Annotated in this window: 25 protein-coding genes and 1 tRNA gene; 8 read left to right on the top strand and 18 right to left on the bottom strand. The window is 62.9% G+C overall.

The window, feature by feature from the left end; all coding sequences use genetic code 11:
- Positions 1-32: 32 nt before the first annotated feature.
- Positions 33-1,385 (bottom strand): aspartate aminotransferase family protein, encoded by a 1,353-nt coding sequence (locus HLH35_RS12335; RefSeq protein WP_182979423.1) that lies wholly within the window; start codon positions 1,383-1,385, stop codon positions 33-35.
- 509 nt (positions 1,386-1,894) lie between these two features.
- On the opposite strand from HLH35_RS12335, the gene HLH35_RS12330 reads away from it, so the two are divergent.
- The 5 genes from HLH35_RS12330 to HLH35_RS12310 all read left to right on the top strand — a co-directional run bounded on the left by HLH35_RS12330 (position 1,895) and on the right by HLH35_RS12310 (position 6,476).
- Complete coding sequence (locus tag HLH35_RS12330) at positions 1,895-2,674, top strand: SDR family oxidoreductase (protein ID WP_182979422.1); 780 nt, start codon at positions 1,895-1,897, stop codon at positions 2,672-2,674.
- A 195-nt stretch (positions 2,675-2,869) separates the two neighbouring features.
- On the top strand, positions 2,870-3,715 hold the full coding sequence (locus HLH35_RS12325; RefSeq protein ID WP_182979421.1) for a transporter substrate-binding domain-containing protein: 846 nt from the start codon (positions 2,870-2,872) through the stop codon (positions 3,713-3,715).
- 19 nt (positions 3,716-3,734) lie between these two features.
- The gene (locus HLH35_RS12320; protein ID WP_182979420.1) at positions 3,735-4,394 is read left to right on the top strand and encodes an amino acid ABC transporter permease; all 660 of its coding nucleotides are present in this window, start codon (positions 3,735-3,737) and stop codon (positions 4,392-4,394) included.
- Positions 4,387-5,160, top strand: a complete 774-nt coding sequence (locus HLH35_RS12315; RefSeq protein ID WP_275944235.1) for an amino acid ABC transporter ATP-binding protein — start codon at positions 4,387-4,389, stop codon at positions 5,158-5,160. Before HLH35_RS12320 ends, HLH35_RS12315 begins: the two co-directional genes overlap by 8 nt.
- A complete protein-coding gene (locus HLH35_RS12310; protein WP_182979419.1) occupies positions 5,160-6,476 on the top strand; it encodes an NAD(P)/FAD-dependent oxidoreductase in 1,317 nt (438 codons plus the stop codon). The genes HLH35_RS12315 and HLH35_RS12310 overlap by 1 nt, the downstream gene beginning before the upstream one ends.
- Positions 6,477-6,669: 193 nt before the next feature.
- On the opposite strand, the gene HLH35_RS12305 is transcribed toward HLH35_RS12310, so the two are convergent.
- The 11 genes from HLH35_RS12305 to HLH35_RS12255 form a co-directional block, all read right to left on the bottom strand.
- Positions 6,670-6,816, bottom strand: a tRNA-Ser gene (locus HLH35_RS12305).
- Positions 6,817-7,078: 262 nt separating this feature from the next.
- Positions 7,079-7,834, bottom strand: coding sequence for a C1 family peptidase (locus HLH35_RS12300; RefSeq protein ID WP_182979418.1), 756 nt, complete (start codon positions 7,832-7,834; stop codon positions 7,079-7,081).
- Positions 7,831-8,358 carry a hypothetical protein gene (locus HLH35_RS12295; protein WP_182979417.1) on the bottom strand — a complete coding sequence of 176 codons (528 nt, stop codon included), beginning with the start codon at positions 8,356-8,358 and terminating at the stop codon, positions 7,831-7,833. Before HLH35_RS12295 ends, HLH35_RS12300 begins: the two co-directional genes overlap by 4 nt.
- Positions 8,355-8,963 carry a hypothetical protein gene (locus HLH35_RS12290; RefSeq protein WP_182979416.1) on the bottom strand — a complete coding sequence of 203 codons (609 nt, stop codon included), beginning with the start codon at positions 8,961-8,963 and terminating at the stop codon, positions 8,355-8,357. Before HLH35_RS12290 ends, HLH35_RS12295 begins: the two co-directional genes overlap by 4 nt.
- Entirely contained in the window at positions 8,956-9,219 is a 264-nt protein-coding gene (locus tag HLH35_RS12285; RefSeq protein WP_182979415.1) for a hypothetical protein, read from the bottom strand. The genes HLH35_RS12290 and HLH35_RS12285 overlap by 8 nt, the downstream gene beginning before the upstream one ends.
- The gene (locus HLH35_RS12280) at positions 9,216-9,632 is read right to left on the bottom strand and encodes a cell wall hydrolase (protein WP_182979414.1); all 417 of its coding nucleotides are present in this window, start codon (positions 9,630-9,632) and stop codon (positions 9,216-9,218) included. The genes HLH35_RS12285 and HLH35_RS12280 overlap by 4 nt, the downstream gene beginning before the upstream one ends.
- Positions 9,629-9,922 (bottom strand): hypothetical protein, encoded by a 294-nt coding sequence (locus HLH35_RS12275; RefSeq protein ID WP_182979413.1) that lies wholly within the window; start codon positions 9,920-9,922, stop codon positions 9,629-9,631. Before HLH35_RS12275 ends, HLH35_RS12280 begins: the two co-directional genes overlap by 4 nt.
- 346 nt (positions 9,923-10,268) lie before the next feature.
- Positions 10,269-11,387 carry a P63C domain-containing protein gene (locus tag HLH35_RS12270; protein ID WP_182979412.1) on the bottom strand — a complete coding sequence of 373 codons (1,119 nt, stop codon included), beginning with the start codon at positions 11,385-11,387 and terminating at the stop codon, positions 10,269-10,271.
- Between the two features lie 2 nt (positions 11,388-11,389).
- Entirely contained in the window at positions 11,390-11,545 is a 156-nt protein-coding gene (locus HLH35_RS12265) for a hypothetical protein (protein ID WP_182979411.1), read from the bottom strand.
- Between the two features lie 38 nt (positions 11,546-11,583).
- Positions 11,584-12,432, bottom strand: a complete 849-nt coding sequence (locus HLH35_RS12260; protein WP_182979410.1) for a KilA-N domain-containing protein — start codon at positions 12,430-12,432, stop codon at positions 11,584-11,586.
- A gap of 20 nt (positions 12,433-12,452) precedes the next feature.
- On the bottom strand, positions 12,453-12,638 hold the full coding sequence (locus HLH35_RS12255) for a hypothetical protein (protein ID WP_182979409.1): 186 nt from the start codon (positions 12,636-12,638) through the stop codon (positions 12,453-12,455).
- Positions 12,639-12,718: 80 nt separating this feature from the next.
- Here HLH35_RS12255 and HLH35_RS12250 point away from each other — a divergent pair, with 80 nt between their 5' ends.
- Genes HLH35_RS12250 through HLH35_RS12240 form a run of 3 tightly spaced genes read left to right on the top strand, consistent with a single transcriptional unit; the run spans position 12,719 to position 13,935 of the window.
- Positions 12,719-13,009 carry a hypothetical protein gene (locus HLH35_RS12250; RefSeq protein ID WP_182979408.1) on the top strand — a complete coding sequence of 97 codons (291 nt, stop codon included), beginning with the start codon at positions 12,719-12,721 and terminating at the stop codon, positions 13,007-13,009.
- Positions 13,010-13,058: 49 nt separating this feature from the next.
- Positions 13,059-13,610, top strand: coding sequence for a hypothetical protein (locus HLH35_RS12245; RefSeq protein WP_182979407.1), 552 nt, complete (start codon positions 13,059-13,061; stop codon positions 13,608-13,610).
- A 52-nt stretch (positions 13,611-13,662) separates the two neighbouring features.
- On the top strand, positions 13,663-13,935 hold the full coding sequence (locus tag HLH35_RS12240; protein WP_182979406.1) for a hypothetical protein: 273 nt from the start codon (positions 13,663-13,665) through the stop codon (positions 13,933-13,935).
- A 9-nt stretch (positions 13,936-13,944) separates the two neighbouring features.
- Here HLH35_RS12240 and HLH35_RS12235 read toward each other — a convergent pair whose 3' ends face one another.
- From HLH35_RS12235 to HLH35_RS12210, 6 genes are all read right to left on the bottom strand, one after another.
- Positions 13,945-16,326, bottom strand: coding sequence for a lytic transglycosylase domain-containing protein (locus tag HLH35_RS12235; protein WP_182979405.1), 2,382 nt, complete (start codon positions 16,324-16,326; stop codon positions 13,945-13,947).
- Positions 16,316-17,836, bottom strand: coding sequence for a hypothetical protein (locus HLH35_RS12230; RefSeq protein WP_182979404.1), 1,521 nt, complete (start codon positions 17,834-17,836; stop codon positions 16,316-16,318). The genes HLH35_RS12235 and HLH35_RS12230 overlap by 11 nt, the downstream gene beginning before the upstream one ends.
- A gap of 12 nt (positions 17,837-17,848) precedes the next feature.
- On the bottom strand, positions 17,849-18,559 hold the full coding sequence (locus HLH35_RS12225; RefSeq protein WP_182979403.1) for a hypothetical protein: 711 nt from the start codon (positions 18,557-18,559) through the stop codon (positions 17,849-17,851).
- On the bottom strand, positions 18,556-18,918 hold the full coding sequence (locus HLH35_RS12220; protein ID WP_182979402.1) for a hypothetical protein: 363 nt from the start codon (positions 18,916-18,918) through the stop codon (positions 18,556-18,558). Before HLH35_RS12220 ends, HLH35_RS12225 begins: the two co-directional genes overlap by 4 nt.
- Positions 18,915-19,232 carry a hypothetical protein gene (locus HLH35_RS12215; protein WP_182979401.1) on the bottom strand — a complete coding sequence of 106 codons (318 nt, stop codon included), beginning with the start codon at positions 19,230-19,232 and terminating at the stop codon, positions 18,915-18,917. The genes HLH35_RS12220 and HLH35_RS12215 overlap by 4 nt, the downstream gene beginning before the upstream one ends.
- Before the next feature lie 111 nt (positions 19,233-19,343).
- Positions 19,344-19,724, bottom strand: a complete 381-nt coding sequence (locus HLH35_RS12210) for a hypothetical protein (RefSeq protein ID WP_182979400.1) — start codon at positions 19,722-19,724, stop codon at positions 19,344-19,346.
- Positions 19,725-19,784: the final 60 nt, after the last annotated feature.

The following is a 19,784-nucleotide window of genomic DNA, read 5'->3' as shown; positions in this document are numbered from 1 at the left end:
GACAACAGCGGCCGTGACCTTCGCCGGATTTCTTATTCCGCCAATTCCTCGAGCAGCGCTTCGGCATGGTGCAGCAACCGATCCGCATCGCCCGTGGTGAACACCAGCGGCGGCCGGATCTTGAGCGTGTTGGCGTGACATCCCGTCGCCGAGATCAGGACATGCCGGTTTCTGAGTCCGTTGACGATGCGTGCCGCCAGCACGCCGTCCGGCGCCTTGCTCTCCGGGTCCTTGACCATCTCCACGCCGACATACAGGCCGGCACCGCGAATATCGCCGATGACCGGGAATCGTTTCTGTAATCTGGCGAAGCCGGCGCGGATATAGTCCCCGACGCGATCCGCATGTTCGGGCAGGGCGTCGTCGCGCAGGATGTCGAGCGTGGCCTGGGCGGCGGCGATCGCGACCGAATTGCCGCCGAACGTATTGAAATAGCGCATGTCGCGTCCGAAACCGGCGACGATGTCGGAGCGGACGGCAAGGGCCGCGATGGGAAAGCCATTGCCCATCGGCTTGCCCATCGTCACCATGTCGGGATCGACGCCATGGCGGCGATATCCCCAGAAGCCATGGCCGGTTCGGCCGAATCCGGCCTGGACCTCGTCGGCGATGAAGACCCCGCCCCGGCTCCGCACGAGTTCGGCCACCGGTGCCAGCAGATCGACCGGATCGTCATAGATGCCGTCCGAGGAAAAGATGGAATCGCAGATAAAGGCGGCGAGCCCGTTTCCGTGCCGTTCCAGATCGTCGATCTGGCGCGCCACATGATCGAGAAACCAGGAAACCATCGTGTCACGCGGAAGGCGATAGGAATCGGGGGTGGGGACCTGCCGGACCCATTGGCCCAGCGGTGCGCGGCGCCCCAGAGATGGCGAAAGCCCGGCCGTGAGGCTGGAATTTCCGTGATAGGCCTCGGACGTGATGATGATTCCGTTCCGGCCCGTATGGTGCTGCGCGATGCGCAGCGCCAGGTCGTTGGCTTCTGACCCGGTGCAGGTGAACATGATATGGCCGTCATCGGCCAGCGTTCCGCCGAAGCTCGGCAGAATCCGCTCCGCATAGCGCAAGATGGGTTCCTGCACGTAGCGCGTGTGCGTACACAGGCGCGCGGCCTGTGCCGCGATCGCCTCCGCGACACGCGGATGCGCATGTCCGACGCCGGCGACATTATTGTAGGCGTCGAGATATTCCTCGCCATTCTGGTCGTAGAGGAATGTGCCGCTCCCCCGTTCGATGCGGAGCGGATTTTCGTAGAACAGGCGATAGGCCGGGCCGAGCAGGCGCATGCGCCGTTCGATCATGCCGCGCGTCTCGGCATCGCATTCCGCCAGCCGGCCGGGATCGAAGGCGTTGACCATCGCCTCGTCCTGTTTCACGGAAGTCATGCGCGTAAGCCCCGGTTGATGTGTTCTGCGATCCGGGCGGTAATTTTCATCGCCACCAGCGTCCCGTTCCATCCTGCTTCCTATAAGCCTGTTATATATAAGGGCTTTGTTTCCCGCGCCAGTTCAATCTGCCACATGATTCGAAACGCCTCGCCTCTCTTGTTCCGAAGCGCCAGATCGTATGCGTTTCATCATCCGATCATGGTCCTCAGTGGATCTGGCCAGACACCCTGCGCCAACGGTCCGACAGGCGGCGCAGGGCCGGATGCCGTAGCGGCGCACCCAGGTTCGGGCCTGAACCTGTCATTCATTCGCAAAGAGCATGATCTGAACTATCTTGATCAGAATCCTATGACTCCCGAACTGGACGAGGTCCTGCGCGCGCTCCTTGCCAGGCCGAAATTAAAACGGAAAGATATGGCCGATGATATCGCGCTGTGCCGGCATTTCCCGCACGAATGCCATGTCGCGGCCGTGTCGGGCTGTAATTTTCCGAGGGGAGCCGGGACGTGGATCTGGGACTGGAGGGGCGCCACGCGATCGTGTGCGGGGCCAGCCGCGGCATGGGCCGGGCGATCGCCATGACGCTGGCAGCCGAGGGCGCAGCGGTCACGCTGGTGGCGCGCGACCGTGCGGCGCTTGAGGAAACCGCGTCGCTGGTGCGCGCGCAGACCGGGCGCGACGCGGTGGCCGTGGCTGCGGACCTGACGCGGGATGAGGACCGGCAGCGGATCTTCGCCGCCTGTCCACAACCAGACATTCTGGTGAATAATGGCGGCGGCATGCCGCCAGGCGATTTCCGCGAGTGGGACCGGGCGCACTGGATCGCGGGCGTGGACATGATGATGCTGGCCCCGATCGACATGATCCGCCTTGCCGTGGACGGCATGAGCGCGCGCGGTTTCGGCCGCATCGTCAACATCGTCTCGCGCAGCGTGAAGAATCCGCAGGCTGAGATGGGCCTTTCCAATGCCGCGCGATCGGGGCTGGTGGCCTTTTCGTCGGGTCTGGCGCGCCAGCTGGTCGCGCGGAACGTCACGATCAACAATGTTCTGCCGGGCATCATCGATTCGGCGGCACAGCATGCCCATGTCCAGGACCTGTCGCGCATGACGGGGCGCAGCTATGACAGCATCTGGGCGGAGCGCGCTGCCGCCAACCCGGCGAAGCGGTTCGGCGACGTCGAGGAGATTGCGGCGGCGGTCGCCTTCTTCTGCTCGCAGAAGGCAGGCTTCATCACTGCCCAGAGCCTGCTGGTGGACGGGGGCGACTATCGCGGCCTGTTCTGAAATTGGGTCAAACATTCCGAACCGGGCGGATCGCCGGCGCGGCGCTGGACAGGTTCGTCGAGGAACCGGCACCCCCCCCCTGAAGAATCAGGCCGTCTGACGGGGGGCGATTTCGGCTTTACGGTGCCGCCCGCCTCCCTAAACTCGATATGCGTTGTAAACGGTTCGCCTGATGGCGGCGGGGGAGGTCGTAGAGTGACAACACGTCGAGCCTTTGCATCGGTCCTGGCCCTGAGCGGCGTCGCGGCCGCCACGTCCCTGTCGGGCATAGGCCTGGCACGGGCGCAGGAAGCGGGGGGAACGATCGAGCGCATCAAGGCCGCGGGCAGGCTCCGCACCGCCGCCATTCCGGGATCGGAACCCTTTTTCCACAAGGATATCCTGGGCGGGGGCTGGAGCGGCGCGTGCGTCGACATGGTCAAGGACATGGCCGCGGCCCTGGGGGTTACGCCCGAAATTATCGAGGCCGAGTGGGGGACGTCGGTCATGGACCTCCAGACCGGCAAGATCGACATCATGTTCGCCCTGAGCCCCACCCCGGCGCGGGCGCTGCAGATCCAGTTCAGCGACCTCGCCATCAACAACGCCTTCACGGTCATTGCGAAGAAGGGCCTTTCCGTCGCGACGTGGGATGATCTGGACAAACCCGAGATCCGCGTCGCCTTCGACACCGGTTCGTCGCACGACATCTTCGTCCGGCGCCGGCTGCCCCATTGTACCCCCGTTGCGGTCCAGTCCCCGACCGACGCGATCATGGCGCTTCAGGCCGGACGCGCGGATTGCGTGGTTCAGGTCGTGGTGATCGCGGCCGTGATGCATGCGCGCAATCCGGCGGTGGGGGACTTGGTCCTGCCGCAGCCCGTGGTGCATCAGCCGACCTGTATCGGCGTGCCCGTCTCGCCCGACCCGCGTTTCCTGACCTTCGTCAATAACTGGCTTCTCTACAACCGTTCGGAGGGCATCGTGCAGGAATGGATGTTCAAGGCGCTGCGGGCCAGCAATGTCGACCCGGCATCGCTGCCACCCGGCCTGGAATTCTGATGCGGATGCGGCCCGCATCATGACCTATCAATGGGATTTCGGCCCGATCCTTCAATACTGGTCTCTTTTCAGGATCGGTCTTGAATATACATTGGGCTTCACCCTTGCCAGCGCGATCATCGGCATGGCCGCGGGCCTGCTGCTGACGCTGGCGCGGCGCAGCGGCTGGAAGATTCTGTCCATCCCCGCCGGCGCGGTCGTCGAAATCTTCCGCTGCACGCCGGCCCTGGTGCAACTTGTATGGTGCTATTACGCGCTGCCGGTCGTGCTGGGGCTGAGCCTGTCGCCCGCCACGGCGGCACTGCTGGCGCTGTCGCTATACGGCGCGGCGTTCTACAGCGAAATCTTTCGAGCGGGACTGGATTCGATCGACCGCGGCCAGTGGGACGCCGCCGCCGCGCTGGGCATGACGCCAATCACGATGATGCGCCGGATCATCATGCCGCAGGCCCTGCGGCGCATGACCGGCCCGCTCGTCAGCCAGGTGGTGCTGCAGTTGAAGAACACGTCGCTGATTTCGGTCGTGACCGTTCCCGACCTGGTCTATCAGGGACAGATGGTCTCCTCCGCCACCTACAAGCCGCTGGAGGTCTATACCACGATCGCCATCATCTATTTCCTGATCCTGTTTCCGATGACGCAAGGCGCGCGGCTGCTGGAGCGTCGGCGTCATGGCTAGGGAACCCCTGATGATCGACATCGTGAACCTGTCCAAGCGCTTCGGCAGGCGCGACGTGCTCAAGGACATTTCGCTGGGGGTGCCGCAAGGCAATGTGCTTGCCCTGATCGGCCCCAGCGGATCGGGAAAATCCACGCTGCTGCGCTGCGTCAATCTTCTGGAAGCTCCCGATTCCGGGTCGGTCACGATCGACAACCATACGATGCGGTTCGGCGCCGGGGCATCGCGCCACCGCACGAATTCCATGGCGGCGTTCCGTGCGGAAGCCGGCATGGTCTTCCAGTCCTTCAACCTGTTTCCGCACCTGACGGTCCTGGAAAACGTGATGTCGGGCCCGCGTTTCGTGCGTGGCCGGTCGCGCGACGAGGCCGAGCGGATTGCCCGTCCGCTGCTGGAGCGCATGGGGATGGAGAGTTTTGCCGACACCATGCCCGAGCGTCTTTCCGGCGGCCAGAAGCAGCGCGTGGCGATTGCCCGTGCCCTGGCGATGGAACCGAAGGTCATGCTGTTCGACGAGGCGACATCCGCGCTCGACCCGCAGCGCGTGGCCGAGATCCTGAGCGTGATGCGCGACCTGGCGCAGGCGGGCATGACCCAGATCGTGGTCACGCATGAAATGTCCTACGCACGGGACGTGGCCGATACCGTCGTCTTCATGGCGGACGGACATATCGTGGAATCGGGTCCGGCGCGGCAGGTCATCGAAGACCCGCGGGAAGAACGGACCCGGACGTTCCTGAAACATTTCCATATGGGCAAAGCCTGATGGCTGCTCCGCCAGCGTGGGGCGCGCGGCTCGTCGTCATCGGCGCGGGGGCCGTGGGCGTGACGATTGCGCTGCGCCTGCGTCGCATGGGGCATGACGTCACCCTTCTGTCCACCGACGCGCCGGGATCGGAAAATGCCGCGAGCTACGGCAATGCCGGATGGCTGAGTCCGGGGTCCGTCGTGCCGATTTCCATGCCCGGCATGTGGAAGAAGCTGCCCGGCTACCTGCTGGATGCCCAGGGCCCGTTGCGCCTGCGCCCCTCGTCCCTGCCGCATATCTGGCTGTGGCTGCTGCGCTTTGTCGCCTGTGGCGCCACCCGTGCCCGCGCCCGCGCCATCGCGTCGGCCCTGCGGCCATTCCTGGCCGACGCGCCGGATCGGCACGCGGCACTGGCGGCGGAAGCGGGCGTTCCCGAACTGATCCAGCGCAAGGGGCTGCTGATCGTCTATCCGGATGAGGCCGCCTATGAGGCCGATGCCTTCGGCTGGCAGCTCCGGCGCGAAAACGGCGTGCGCTGGCGTACGCTCGACCGTACGGCGCTGGAAGCGGCGTGCCCCGGCCTGGGGCCCCGATATGGTTTCGCGGCGCAGATTTCCGATGGGGCTCATTGCGCCGATCCGGGGGGTTATGTGGCGGCCCTGGCCACGCTGGCACGCGAACAGGGCGTGCGCTTCGCCGACGGGCATGTCGATGGCTTCGTGACGGAGGCCGGGCAGGTGCGCGGCGTCAGCACGGCGGGCCGGGTCGTGGCCTGCGACGGCGTCGTCGTTGCAGCCGGGATGGGCTCTCGCGCTCTGGGGGCCATGTTGGGGGATTCCGTCCCGCTGGTGAGCGAGCGCGGCTATCATGTCCAGATTCCCGGCGTGACGGATGAACCGCCCGTTCCCGTCATGATGTCGGACCTCAAATTCGGTATCACCCCGATGAAAGGGGGCATGCGTGCCGCCGGGCAGGTGGAATTCGCACCCGACGGGGCAGCGCCCGACTGGCGGCGGGCCCGTATCCTGCTCGATCGCCTGCGCGACGGCCTGCCTCTCGTGAAAATCGGGGGCTTTTCCACGGTCCGGCACTGGATGGGCAACCGGCCGTCGACACCGGACTGTCTGCCTGTCATCGGCCCCTCGCCCTCGACGCGGGGCGTGTTCTACGCCACGGGCCATGGGCATCTGGGGCTGGTCAGCGCGCCATGGACCGCGGAGTTGATCGGGCGGATGGTCGGCGGCGATACCGTCCCCGAGGCCGCGCCGTACGACCCTGCCCGGTTCCTTGGGTCGCGGCGTCGCGGACCACGCAGGGGATCGGCGCGGCCTTGAGCAGCCGCTTCTGCCTGGCCGGCAGCACGGAGACGGCGGCGTTTGAGATGACGCCCATCCGCCAACACGCAGTGTGTCCGGCTCTACGATTCTGATGCTTACAAGGGGGTTTGCATCGCCGGACAGAGCCGGCCGCGCAAACAAAAAACGGCCCCGAAGGGCCGCTTTAACCGACTGATTTCCTAGAGAAATCTGGAGCGGGCGATGGGATTCGAACCCACGACCCCAACCTTGGCAAGGTTGTATAGATACTGATATTTACATATATATCACAATAACTTACATGGAGTCATTTTCAGTTCTGCCCAGAAGGTGCCCAATCTCCATTCGAGGTGCCCGCTTCCCCCTTGTATCCCTCCCCCATCCGTGCGATTCTGCTCGGGCTGCGGGTAGATGATTCCTCCCAAAAGTAATCAGCGAAGCGTTAGGGCGTGGACCTGATGGAAGATGGCGGTAAGCACAACCCTGATAGGGCTACAACGCCACGCTCATCGACCCCAGCACATGACGTAGGGTAGAGCAGTCAGGTAGCTCGTCGCGCTCATAACGCGGAGGCCTCCGGCGCAGCCCCATTCGTCTGGGCATTTCCAAGGGCAGAAGCGCTAAGCTGCCCGCATCTCCGCAACCAGCGCCTCAACATCCTCGCCCAGCGGTGACAGGCCGGGAATCGTCAGCCAGTTCTGCCGGCTGAGCAGACCGTATGCCTCGTCTGCGATCCGCTCAAACGTCGTCCACGGCATGAACGTCCGCGTTCCCCAGGTGTTGAAAAAGATCCCGGCAGAGTCATAGCCGCCGATCGCGATAGCATGTCCGCCGGCCGGCGCGTGATCGGTTATCGCGTTCCAGTCCCACGTTGCGCCGAGCGGCAGCGACAGGAAGCCATTCGGCACCTGTACACCGGACAGCACGCCGCCGAGGAAGCAGACCGCCCGCTTGATGCCGTCCCGGTCGCGGGGATCGATTGCGCCATAGGCAGTCAGATAGTCCCGGCCTGGCTGGCCTGGCCGCACGAGGCCATCCCGCCGCCAGTGGCTCAGCTCGTCCAGCAGGATCGTGCCGTCGTCGTTGGCGCCCGTCGTCGGGTCAAAGCCCGTGACCTCGGCATAGTTCGACAGGACGGTGCTGGTCGGCAAGACCGTGACCGCCTGCGCCGCCCGCGTCCACATGGCCAGATGCGCGGCCTGCGCGGCAAACGCGCAGCATCCGAATCGGTCGTTGCCCCACATCTCGAACGGCACGCCGACTGTCCAGTCGTGAGCCTCGGGGGCCGCCGGCAGGTGCCCGGCCAGAACCGGCGCCAGGCGATATGTGCGCGGATCGTGTTTGGCCGGGCGCTTGCCGAGCTTGCGATTGATCATGCGTGGATCCTCGGCGCCCGCGCACTGACGGGCGCACGTTGCCGCGAAGCGCGGAGATAAGTGCCGAGCGGGACGTCCTCGATTCGGCCAGCCGCATAGAGGTCGACCAGCAATTGATCGCCCGTCACCAAGCACTTGCTCTCGGGAAATACGCCGGCAGCAGCTAGCGCCGCATAGACGAATTCGAAGCAGTAGACGCGCTTCGGCGACTGAAGGGCCCGGATACGGAGCGCCCAGGCGATAATCGACGCGATGTCGTATTCCGTGCCTACCATCGACCGGCAATAGGCCAAGGCGCGCGTCGCCTCGTCATCCGACAGCTTGATCTCGACCGTCTCGCCCGACCGGGGCGGCATACCGAATACCGGATCATCCAGCCCGGCGGCGACGATCCTCGGCACCGTTGCGCTGTAGATCGTCCCGTCGAACTCGATCGTGGCATGCGACCAGCAGGATTCCAGGCGCCATGCGATCAGTCGCCCAGCCAAGTCGGCTGGGCGGTAGAGGCGGATGCGAACAGTCACGGCACCACATGCAGGATAGAGAGCGCCTGCGCCTCGGTCATGGTCATGCGCACTGGGCGCAGCTTGGCACGGCGGCCAACCGAGACGGACAGCAGCCCCTCGAATACCGAAACGATCGTCTTGAGGGCATCCAACGCCGTCGTCGCGGTGGACAGGTCGGAGGATGCGACCTTGGTCTCCGCTCCGGTGACAGCCCCATCCAGATCGGTCGCAACAGTTTGCAGATCCGCCAGGATCGAATTGATCGCCGTCCGGAAGGAGGTATCGTCCCAACTGACGGTGACGCTCGACCCCGCAGCCGCGGAGAACGCCGCCAAAGATGCGGTGAGAGCACCCGCAGAGGTCTCGATCACCGCTACCGCCGGTGCGCCGATGGCCGATGCAATGGCGGCGATCGACAGGATCGTCGTAACCGCATTGATGCCTGCCGTGCCGTAGGCCTTCACCTGGGCGACGTTGATTGTGATCGTGGTTACGTTGCCGGACGTGGTCACGGTACAGCCCGGAAGTGCCGCGAGTGCGGCAACGGCTGCCGGCGCCAGGAGAGCGCGGCCGAGGAAAGCGCGTCGCGATCCGTCCTTGAGGACGATGTTGCAGTTACGCATTGGTCTTGATCTCCGTCTTGGCTGCGGGATTGGTCGTCACCAGGCCATGGGTGGTGGTGGTCAGGACGCCTTCGATCGCGGCGACCTTCGCCTGGGCAGACGTGTCCGACACCCACAGCGGAAGCGTCGCACTCAGGATCGTGCCAGCCACGGTTTCGGAAAGGACGCCGAACAGGTTGCCCACCACCGCGCCCACGGTCAGGCTCAGGCCGATCAGCGTGGTCGGCTGCCGGACGTAATCGAGGATCTTACTCACTTGCCATCTCCAGTCAGGCCGACGCGGAAAAATGCGTGGTGGCCGATGATGATTTGAGGGACACGACCGGCCGCCCATAGCGGGCGCGTCGAGGTGGTCGCGTAATAGCTGTCCGATCCGCGGGTCAGGTCCGGCAGATCGCCAGATGCAGCCCGCCCGGCCATGGACAGCGCGGATCGGAAAAGGGGATCGTCGTCCGTGACGGCGCGTGCCTCGGGTCCGTTCGGATCGCCGGGCAGCCAGCACGAAAACTGGTGCGGCGCCTGGCACACACTGGCGATGTCATGGCCCCACCAGCCCGGCCGTGCCGCGCGGTTCGCGATGACGTTCAGCACCGCCTGCATCCCGGCAATGCCCTCGCCGCGCGCCTCGGCCCAGGCCGTGCGGGCTGCGATGTCGGCGCCAGCGCTCACGGAAGCGTCGCGAAATGAGAGAGCACCGAGCCGGCGAACGAAGATCCGCCGATGACGAACGCCCACTTGGCCCAGCCGCGCATGCTGGCAAGAGCACTCAACTGGTCGCTCATGACGCCAACGGTGCGATCCAGGTGCTCCGCGCGGATACGGTTCTCGCCGTGCATCTCAGACATCTTGTTGGACAGGTCGCGCTGCCCGGCCTCGATGCGCGTCTGGCCACGCTCAAGATCCGTCAGCCGGCGCTCGTGATCCTCAAGGCGCGGATCAGCGCATGTCGCGTCCGTCAAGGCGCGACCAGTGTACGGCAATAGGCAGAGAAACGGCGCATCGGGGCACAATCACGAACATCGGATTTTGGCCGCCGTCAGTCCGGTGGGACATCGCCGTGAACGGATTCTAGTACGGATGGGGAATGGCACGCAAGCGCAGGATCACCAATGGGTATGCACGTAGACCACGCACCATGAGACCGCGACCATTCCCACTGACAGCGCAGCGACATTCACGAGGCGTGCTATCGCCCGAACAGCCTCGCTACCCTCTGGAGCTTCTGTCCGAAAACGCATGAATATCATCGCGGCCTCCTATGTGAGAAAAGGCGCCCGCATTCGAGCGCCCCTTTATTCAAGAAACTTAGGTGTCAAAATCTTCTGCGTCGTGCCCGTTGAGGCGAGGCTTAACCTTGTCGAGAAGCTGAACAAACTCATCATACTTTTTATCGGGAGTAATAGCCATTAAAGCAACAACGGAACCGATGTGAGAATTCAGCGCATTAATGCCAACATCGTTTGTCAACCTCTGATGGTGTGTTGTTTTTCTCCTTTTTGTCTCTGGATCCACTGTATTAATTCTGTTCAACTCTTCAAGAATGTTAGGAGCTAACCTCTTGTAAACCAAATCATTGGTAAGGTGACCAAAATATCCGGGACGCTTTTGCCCCTGTTCGATAGAATAAGGAATCCCTCTGAGCCTAAACAAGTGCTCATAAAACTCAGGGGGAAATCTCCTGATCCATTTTTGGATTTCTTTGCTTACGAATGCCTCGAAAATCTTTGCGAGAGCATCGCGTGGTCTATCTCTCTGGTATCCCGTGACTTCGTCGACAAGGGCTACAATCCCCGTGCGTGCCAAGCCGCGCATGATGATGTCTGCCTGGACAACGACACGGGAGTATCGTCCAGACAGACCCTCATCCCTTGCCTTTAATATTGCCTCACACAGATGAACCAGCATCTCCGCCGGGAACCCGTAAGCTATGACCCCACTCGTCGTTTGAAAGCGAATCGGGTCGTTCGTACTATCGGATAACTCCTTAGAAAGATAAGGAGAAAATGCCTGACCATCAAAGAATCGGGCTAGTCTCGTACGCCCTTCGGATCCTCCGCGATCAGGAAGAGACATCGCATTGAGAACGCCAGACTGCGTTAAAACGCGCGTCCCATCCTCTAGGACATAACAAGGGATTTCCAAATCGCCAATTTTTAAAGGGTGGTCAGCTCTTCCATGCGTCGCCTTGATGATAGGCTTCGATCTAGCCTTCGCAGAGGCGCGGGCAGCCTTTGCTGCAATTTCAGATCTTTGTTCAGGGGTTAGCGAATCTGATCTAGCTTTGGCTCCATTCGCCCTGGATGGAACAGATCTAGGCTTCTTACTCTCAGACATTTGCAAGCTCCATTCTTCGTGTGCTTGCATAAAATATTCTGGAGAGAAATTGCAAGCTAAATATCTCCAGCTTGCAATCTCATTTATCATGATTATGTCGACGCAATCACCCCCTGATGCAGGTCGTCCCACATCTGCATGACTGCGCTGGCCGCGTCGCGCAGCATCCTGCGCATGTGCTCGGGCGGGACCTCAGCCCTGACGATGAGCGTCGAGTTCGCCCGCAGAAGCGCGTTGGACAGTTCCACGCGCGCCATCCGGGCCCGCGCCGGCCCGGCCAGCAGGACTATGCCGCTGCCTCCCGCTTCGGAGCGAAAGGGCGGCGCGTGATCTCCGGCATCCCCTTCAGATCCACATGCAGCTTCAGGATCTCGATCACCCGCGATGACCAGAGGTAGGTCTGAACTGACCCGTCGGCATGCGCCTTCCCAACGTCCGACAGGCGCGCATAGGCCATTCCGATCTCGGTCGGCGTCCAGATCTTCTTCCCTTTCACATGTGAGTAGGTCTGAAGAAGGGCGGCTTCCAGAAGCGCGTTTCCTCGCTCTCCCAGGCGACCACCCGCCATGCCAAGCGCTTCGGCCACCTTCGTCGCCGTCATGAAGCGATCCTGTTCCGGGGCGTCCTGATAGAGCAGCCCCATATCCTCTAGCGGGTTCTCGCCGCACTTCTTCAGGCAGTACCGCCCAGCCTTGATGCCGGCCGTCTTGTCGTCCAACCCCATCAGCTTGGCGATCTCGTGGCCAGTGCGGAACGTCATGCGGAGCGAAGGCTTGCGGATCGAGCGCTTCGTGGGACTTGCGCCCGGCTCGCCCTTCATCATGGTCAGCAGCGCGCGGAGGCATTGGACATGGAACGCTGGGCTGATCCACTGGGCGTAGGCAAGCACAAGCTCTTCGCTGCCGTAGGTGCCTCCGCCGCGCCCTTCCTTTGATGAGAAAGGCTTACTCGGGGAATTCCCCGAGTTAGAAAGTTCCTCGATAAGCGCCTTTGTCTGCGCACTTTTGGTCCATTCGGATGGAGCTTTGTTCGGATCTGCGCCGGCTGCCTTGTGGCAGTCGTTCAGGCAGTAGCGCCCCTCCTCATCCTGGCGGATCTTGGTGGAAAGAATGGTCAGAGACGTGTTATGCGTCATCGCGTGATGTCCTTCCGTGGTCATTGCTGAGAGGCGTCGGACTGCTTTCCTAGGGCGGTGTCCGACGCCTTTTCTTTTTCCATTTCCTGCCGAAGCAAGAAGATGACATGCGCTCCCCTGCTGCGCTCGGCGCGCGGTGCTGCGCGATCCAGCCATTGCCGCACATCGTCCGGCATGGGGATCTTGAAGTGAATTTGCTGCGTCATGGTCTCCTCGGTTCTAACGAGCAAATCATGACCATGGATTGCCCGTAGCAGTCAAGGCAAAATGTACCCATAGTTCGCCCATGAGCGAATCCACATCCGACACTTGGTTCAAGCTGAGACTCAGTCCATCGCTAAGGAAGCGCCTCGAAGACGAGGCTGCCCAGCATGGCATCACACTGACGGCCGAGATCCTGGCGCGTCTGGAATCTACGCTGAGCGGGGCGGACAAGAGGATAGATGACCTGGAGCGGCTGACTTCCGATGAGGAATTCGGAAACCGCGCTCTATGGAAGCATTTCAGCGATCTCTATGACGAAATCGAGCGACTGAAGTCGGAAGTTGAGGCCGTAAAGGAACGCCTGGGCCATTGACCCATCCACCTCTCTATGTGACGTTTCATTACAATTTGGAGAGACGGTGATGCGGCGGATTGTGTTGGGGATTATGGCCTTCGGTCTGTCTGCATGTGCTCAATCCGGCAATGGGCCGAGCAAAGAGGAAAACCGGGCAGAATTAAATGCGATGGCCACAGAGCGGGATGACTGCCTAAAGAATTTACCAGAGCAGATAGGAAATTACACCCGCCGTGCTCGCTGCATAAACACAGCTATGTTCAATTATACAGCCCGTGTAAGAGGCGACTATTCTTATGCACAGCGGATTTCAGTTGCGAGATCTGATCTCGCAGGGAAGATAGATCGCAGGGAAGTTTCCCCTCAAGAGGGCGTCGAGCAGTTGAAGCTCAAGATAGCGGAGATTAACGCCGGCGAGTCCCAATATCTGCGAGAGAAAGAGACAGATGATCAAAACTCTGCTGCTGAACGCAGGATAGCCGCCTATCAAGCCGTTTTCGGTGGCCGGCAGCCGGCCCCAGTCTACCAAGCGCCTGTCCCGCAAATGGGCAGCATGGGCGCAACGGTGAACTGCTCGTCCTATGCTGCCGGCTCATATGTGAATACGAGTTGCCGATAAACAACCGATATTTCATGTGACGACCAGGTGAGCGCCGCGATAAGACCGGTGCATGCAAGATTGGACCAGCTTCGTAGCTGAAGTTATTCCCGGCCTCGCCGGGCTCCCTTTTGTTCTGGGCATTCTGGCGTTTTACTGCCTGGGCAATTGGGTCATCAACATCACGGGCTGGGCCGGGATAGCCCTGCTCTTGCAGGCTGAGTTCGATTACCCGCAGGCCGAGGCGCTGATAATGGCGCTCCCTATGGCCTTCCCCATGCTGATCCGCATCTGGCTTGTCCAGCGCGCGGATCGAATGGGCATCCCGAAGACGCCATGTGATTGACTGCTGCGGCTATCCACCCAGCAACCGTGTGATGACCTTCTGATCCGTGCGTTCCATGTTCGTCATGCGCCGGTTCGCCAGTGCATGGCTGACAAGGGTGTTGCCGCCATGTAGGGCCGCCCCGAGCGCGCCGCCAGTAAAGGCGCCCCCTTCATGGCCCCCGATCGCCGCAGCTACTGGTGCCAGGAGACCGCCAGTGAATCCTCCCCGCACCTCCTTCGCCCGCTGCGTCATCGCCGCCTTGAACGTCTTCGATGCGCCCGATGAACGCCCGGCCTCGCGCATTTCTCGCTCAGCCAGCATATCCCGATAGAGGGCCCGCAGGCGCGCTTCTTGCGCCGGCGTGACGGCATCGGTTCCCTTCGTGGAAACAGACACCTCGTTCTTGTCGATCTGGCCGATCAGCCTCTTGAGTGCTGTGTAATTGACGGCTTCTCCGGACGGCGCATCGTTCGCTGCCTGAGTCAACCCGCGCGACTGGAGAAAGCGAAGGCTGCCGATATCGCTTGATCTGCTGGAATATCCGCTCAGATAATCACGGAAGCCAGGCGCGCCATGGTCGATCTTCTCGGCCAGATCTTCCATGAACGGCGAGAGCCGCGAGGCGGCTGCGCGCATATGCGCGGACTCGGACGCGGCGGCTTGCTGAAGGCCATATCCGATGGCCTTGCGCACATTCCACAGGTTGGAGGGCATCGCGGTCCCATCCTCTTCCGAGGCATCCGTCAGCGCAGCCTTGGCCTTGTTCAGCGCCGCTTTGACTGGCTCATTGCCCCGGCTGTCGGCAATGTGACGGTCGAGGATCGAGTGGAGATCGTCGGTCGAAACTGGCTCCTCATTTGCGAATGCGCTCTCGCGCTGCGCCCGTTCGAACTCCGACCGCTCCACCTCCATCTTCTGGATCTGCTCAGGCGTCCCGACAGTCTCGCGCAGATGGCGCACATAGGCGTCGCCGTTCGAGGCATCCAGAGCCCGGAAAGCATCCGGATACAGATCGCGCAGATTGTCCTCGAGCCCAGCCATCTTCACGTCGCGGTTTCTGGTCGCCAAAGTGTGGAACACGCCCGGGACCAGCGCTTCATAGAGGCGCGTTCCGTCCGTGCTGGAGAAAGCGCGCATGATCGCATCGGCTGCCTTATCTGGGCTCGTGAATGCCCCGATATTCGATGCTGCCTTTTTCTGTGCCCGCTCCTCTGCGCGCTGCTCACTGGCCGATGCCGCCCCCGGCCGCGCTTCTCCCTCTGCGGCGCCGGCGGCTGAAGGCGTCCCTTCTGCACTTCGCATCCGTGCGCCTTCCGGGCCGAGATAGTCGCCTACGCGCCGTGCTGCGCCAGACAGGTGGGCGCCCGCTCTCCCGGCAACCGAACCAGCGGCGCCGAGCCCTATACCGAGCGCAGCCGCGTCTTTCCAATCTCCCCCAGCAAGCGCTGTCTGCACTCCGGCCGCCAGTCCGTTATTGGCCCAGCGTGCCGCTGTAGACCCGTCGCCCGTCAAAGTGTTGGCGACGATGCGCCCTGGTCGACTCCCCTCAAGGGCTGGCGCCACTCGGCGCACCAGCTTGCCTCCGATTTCTGTCGACAGGAGGGCGCCGGCCGCTGTGCCGAGGGCATTCGAATAGTCGGCGCCATAATCGCCCGCACGCGACTCCTCGTCTGCCTTCTCGAGCCCTTCAACCCAATCTCCCAGGCGGTTTGCCGTCCGTGACACCGGATTGTCGAGGTGATGACCAGCAGATGCGAGCCAGCCCAGAAGATGCGACACGCCCGCGCCGGTTCTATCTATCTCGCGGCCGGCGGCGTTCACCGTGTCGTTGGCGACCGTCCATGCTTTGCCAAGGCGCGACTGCTCAGGCGCCGATCCTGTCTGCTGGCTGCGTGCCATGGCAGGAGACGGCTTCTCGTCCCAACCATAGATGCCGTCATCCAAGGTCGCCGCGCCGCCACCCTTGGGCGCATCATCCCAGCCGTAAACACTGTCGTCCAGAACATCCGGCTGCTTGCGCGCAGACTGCCTCTTCGCGATCTCGGCCATGTTCGCCATCACCTTAGCGGGGTATGCCCGCGTCTGTTCGTTGTCCCATCGTGCCCGGTCGGTGCCGGCGTTATATGCCCGCATGGCGTCATCTGGGTTGCCGTATCGGCGCAGGTTTTCGTCCAGCATCCGGGCGGCGCCGTGGATGGCCTGCACCGGATCGCGGGGATCGATGCCCAGGCCGCGCGCGGTGTCGGGCATGATCTGCATCAGCCCGACCGCACCCGCCGGGCTCACCGCATCCAGCCGACCGCCGCTTTCAGTCTGAGCAATCGCTCTCAGCCATTTTTCGTCGACGTTGTGACGGGCCGAAGCTTCGCGAAACGCCCGGTCGACTGAGGACTGAAGGTCATCGGCCATTCTGCGGGCCCAGGATGCGCTCGATTTGCGCCGACGTCAGGCCATAGTCATAACCCCTATCCCGCTGTGCCTGGGCCATGCGGCGGACGGACGCGGTATACTCGCGCGGGTCAGAGATATGCGTGCGTGCATATTCTCTCCCCTCTTCTGGCCCAAGGCGCTGGATCGTGGCAAAGCGCGGGTCGAACGCCTGGTCGTAATCGGCAAGCGCCTGCATGACCTTCGTGGGGTCTTTGGTCCTACTGGCGATGCCTTGGCGCCCCTTCTGATAGAGCGCTGCCGTCAGCATCTCATTCGTAAGGGCCCGGGCAGCGGTCGGCGTCATCTCCATTCCGGGCGTGATGTGCTCGAGGTCGGACAGGCCGGCATTCGTATGCAAGCCAGCGCCCCCGTCCATCATCTGTTTACGCAGCGTGGTTCCGGCCTTGTCAATCTCCTGCGCCAGCGTGGCGTAACGGTCTGCACTTTCACCGCCAATCCCGAACTTGCTGAGATTGTTTGCGATATCCTTGAGCGTGCGCGAGCGGGCATCTTTGGGGATGCTGGAGAGCAAAGAATCCAGATTGCGGAGTGTCGCGACGTTCTGCGTAACATCGTTCTGCTGACCCGCGAGGGCATTCTGCACATCCTGGCCGGTCTTATACTGGGCGTCATACCCCGTGGGCGTTCCGGCCATCGGCTCCGCGCTGGCGCCCCCAGACGTGTCCACGCGGCGGCCGGTAAAGTTGCCGCGGCCAGAGGTCTGGCGCAATTCGCCGGCAGGCCGATAGACGGTGATCATCTGTCCAGTTTCTGGGTCTTTCATCGTGACAGGCACAAGATGAGCATTGCTTTCCGGCGACACCTGCCGCTGCACGCCCCCGGTCGGCGTGAATGCGCCCCCATCCATCGCAGCCGCCTGCGTTCCGCTCTGGATCGTGTTCCCGTCATCCACCACTGTCGGTGCGCCGAACACGCGATTGCTGGCCTCCTGACCCATATGCGCGGTGAAGGCTGCCTTCAGGGCCTCGACCCGCTGCCCCTTGGTCGGGAGAGCCATGACCTGATCCGCGATCGTGCCGATCTGTCCGGCGGCCGCCGGTGTCAGGCGCGACATGAAGGCAGCATATCCCTTCACGTTGGCATTGGACGGGTCAGCGATCACGCGTCCCATGCCGTCCGCCGCTGCTGCGCTGGCGTGCGTCTGGAACGCAAGCTGCTCGTCCTGGTTCAGGACATCCTCGGCACGGTTCCGGTTCTGCGCCGAGTATGCCTCAGCCGCGCCATAGGCCGCTGCTGGATCGGCCGCCATCGCCGCGCGGGCTTTGGCGTAATCCGTTCGGCCGCCCGCATCCGTCGCCTGCTGAAGCGCGCGGCCCTGCGCCAGCCTGGCGTCATATTCCGCCTGCTGGATCTGGTTCCCCAGCAGCGCGGACTTGAAGCTCATTGCTTGCTCGGCCATCTCCAGCGGGTTCGCCGTTTTGATCGGCGTCGGCATGAGAGCACCCGCATCGAAACCACCAAAGGCCATGATCTGCTCCCGTCAGAAATACAGGCCGCCGGCGCTGTAGTTGGAGGTGTCGTTGCCGCTTCCGCCGTTCAGGAGGCTGCTGTAGAGGCCGTATTGCGCTGCCGTATTGCCCAAGCTGGAGATACCAGACGAAAGGGCATTCCCGGCCCCAACGGTCGTCGCCATGGCCCCGTTCGCACCCTCCATGCGGATCTGGCCAGCATTGTTGGCCGCCGTCATGGTGTTGTTGCCCTGCTGGTTGAGGGCGTTGTAACCCTCCTGCGCCAGGGCGTTCGTGTCGTTGAACTGGTTCTGATAGGTGCTGTCGGCCAGCCCGCTGGCGTAGGTCGCGGCCCCCTTGAGCGCGGCGCCGCTATTCGCCAGCCCGCGGGCCGCCGCGCTATTCGTCGCGGCCTGCTCGCCCTGGTTAAGGTTCCACTGATAGCCGGGCGTCGACTGGAGGTAGCTTTCCGTCAGTCCGTTCGACAGGCCGTTAATCGCGTTCGTGCCAGTCGTGGCATACGGATTGAGCAGGTTGTTCGCATAGTCGGCCGAGTCCGTGATCGTCGGGGCGACGCTGTTGGCCGTGTTGATTGCCGTCTGCCGGGCCTGCTTTTCGGCGCTGACCTGCATCGCCGTCGCGGCGACAGTGCCGGCAGCCTGCGCGGCGCCCCCGACAGCAGCACCAACATCGAAGCAAACGCCAGCCATCGCATCATGCTGGTGGTTCCGCAGCCATCTCATGATTGAGCCCTCTCCAGTCGGTAGCAAGCCGTCAGCCGGACCGACCCATCAGGCCACGGCAGGTTGTCAGTGAGAAACGGAATGAACCCCAGCCGGACGGCGTTCACCCGCGCGGCGCGGTGCGTCGCCTCCATCACGCCGATCAGGGTGATTGCATCTGGATAATCACTCCAGAACTGGGCGATCAGGCGCCGGAATGCCTCCAAGGCAATGCGCCCACGCCGGTCCGGCGCCGCGCCGCAATGAACCTCCCACGCCCCATCGCTGATCGGCATCACGGCAGCCAGCACATCCCCCTCGCGATAGATCTTCGCGTGGGGCGGCAGCTCCATGCCCAGCAGGTCAGCCGGCGCCATCACGACAGGGAATATCCGTCCACGACGCAGACGAGGCCGGCGCCCAAAGCTAGGATCTGATCCCCGTTGCCCAGGACGCGCCCGATCAGTTCGGGAAGGAGATCGGTCCCATTCGGCTGGATCGCGCGCGAGGGCACGAGGTCGAGGGCCGATCCTCCAGACCGCTTGATCTGGACCGTGACACTCACGGCAGCCGCAGTAGGGTTCGTCAGCACGGCGCTCGTGATGACATTCGTCCCTGCACCAGCCGTGACAATGGTTTCGGCGGTTGCGACGAGGGTAATCCCGGGCTGGAGATTCTGGGCAATAACAGCCATCAGCACATCACGGACCTACGGACCGTGCCATCATCTGAAATTGGCCGCCTGGGCGATCGCGCCTGCCGTGACGATGAGAATAGCAGAATCAGACGCGTCGTCCAATGCCTTTCAGAAAAAGTCGCTTCCGTGCGCCGCGTTCAGGATTGCCATGGTGGCCGCGTCAGATGCTGTCTGCCGGGCGGCTGCCCCAGCGGAGACTGCCTTGCGCATCTCGGCGCGCACTGATTGCGCATCCAAAATCGCTACCAGCGATAGCTTGGCGTCATCGAGCGCGCGCCTCGCCTCCACACGGATGGATTGCGCCTCCAGGTGGGCAATCCGCGCCTCGTCGCGTGCCTCGTTGATCGCGAATATGGCCTGGGCGCGGAGGGCTGTGGCATCCAGAAGAAGGGCCGTTGCCTCTGCTATCGCGGCTTCCGCGCGCGCTGTGGCCTGGGACGCTGCTGCGGAAGCCAACCCAGAAAGCAGAGACCCGACATCCCCCTGCATTGAGGACCATGATCCATCTGTCCCTGGAGCATATCCAGTGCGCTCCCATAGGCGCCGCAA

This window comes from Gluconacetobacter asukensis (assembly GCF_014174375.1).
Lineage (GTDB): Bacteria > Pseudomonadota > Alphaproteobacteria > Acetobacterales > Acetobacteraceae > Gluconacetobacter > Gluconacetobacter asukensis.
This window is presented reverse-complemented; position numbering and strand designations above follow the sequence as displayed.

What these genes read in the sequence shown, in the direction of transcription:
- HLH35_RS12335 (WP_182979423.1), bottom strand. Translation starts at nt 1,385, where the DNA reads ATGACTTCCGTGAAACAGGACGAGGCGATGGTCAACGCCTTCGATCCC.
- HLH35_RS12320 (WP_182979420.1), top strand. Translation starts at nt 3,735, where the DNA reads ATGACCTATCAATGGGATTTCGGCCCGATCCTTCAATACTGGTCTCTT.
- HLH35_RS12315 (WP_275944235.1), top strand. Translation starts at nt 4,387, where the DNA reads ATGGCTAGGGAACCCCTGATGATCGACATCGTGAACCTGTCCAAGCGC.
- HLH35_RS12310 (WP_182979419.1), top strand. Translation starts at nt 5,160, where the DNA reads ATGGCTGCTCCGCCAGCGTGGGGCGCGCGGCTCGTCGTCATCGGCGCG.
- HLH35_RS12300 (WP_182979418.1), bottom strand. Translation starts at nt 7,834, where the DNA reads ATGATCAATCGCAAGCTCGGCAAGCGCCCGGCCAAACACGATCCGCGC.
- HLH35_RS12290 (WP_182979416.1), bottom strand. Translation starts at nt 8,963, where the DNA reads ATGCGTAACTGCAACATCGTCCTCAAGGACGGATCGCGACGCGCTTTC.
- HLH35_RS12270 (WP_182979412.1), bottom strand. Translation starts at nt 11,387, where the DNA reads ATGATAAATGAGATTGCAAGCTGGAGATATTTAGCTTGCAATTTCTCT.
- HLH35_RS12260 (WP_182979410.1), bottom strand. Translation starts at nt 12,432, where the DNA reads ATGACGCATAACACGTCTCTGACCATTCTTTCCACCAAGATCCGCCAG.
- HLH35_RS12255 (WP_182979409.1), bottom strand. Translation starts at nt 12,638, where the DNA reads ATGACGCAGCAAATTCACTTCAAGATCCCCATGCCGGACGATGTGCGG.
- HLH35_RS12250 (WP_182979408.1), top strand. Translation starts at nt 12,719, where the DNA reads ATGAGCGAATCCACATCCGACACTTGGTTCAAGCTGAGACTCAGTCCA.
- HLH35_RS12245 (WP_182979407.1), top strand. Translation starts at nt 13,059, where the DNA reads ATGCGGCGGATTGTGTTGGGGATTATGGCCTTCGGTCTGTCTGCATGT.
- HLH35_RS12240 (WP_182979406.1), top strand. Translation starts at nt 13,663, where the DNA reads ATGCAAGATTGGACCAGCTTCGTAGCTGAAGTTATTCCCGGCCTCGCC.
- HLH35_RS12235 (WP_182979405.1), bottom strand. Translation starts at nt 16,326, where the DNA reads ATGGCCGATGACCTTCAGTCCTCAGTCGACCGGGCGTTTCGCGAAGCT.
- HLH35_RS12230 (WP_182979404.1), bottom strand. Translation starts at nt 17,836, where the DNA reads ATGGCCTTTGGTGGTTTCGATGCGGGTGCTCTCATGCCGACGCCGATC.
- HLH35_RS12225 (WP_182979403.1), bottom strand. Translation starts at nt 18,559, where the DNA reads ATGAGATGGCTGCGGAACCACCAGCATGATGCGATGGCTGGCGTTTGC.
- HLH35_RS12215 (WP_182979401.1), bottom strand. Translation starts at nt 19,232, where the DNA reads ATGGCTGTTATTGCCCAGAATCTCCAGCCCGGGATTACCCTCGTCGCA.
- HLH35_RS12210 (WP_182979400.1), bottom strand. Translation starts at nt 19,724, where the DNA reads ATGCAGGGGGATGTCGGGTCTCTGCTTTCTGGGTTGGCTTCCGCAGCA.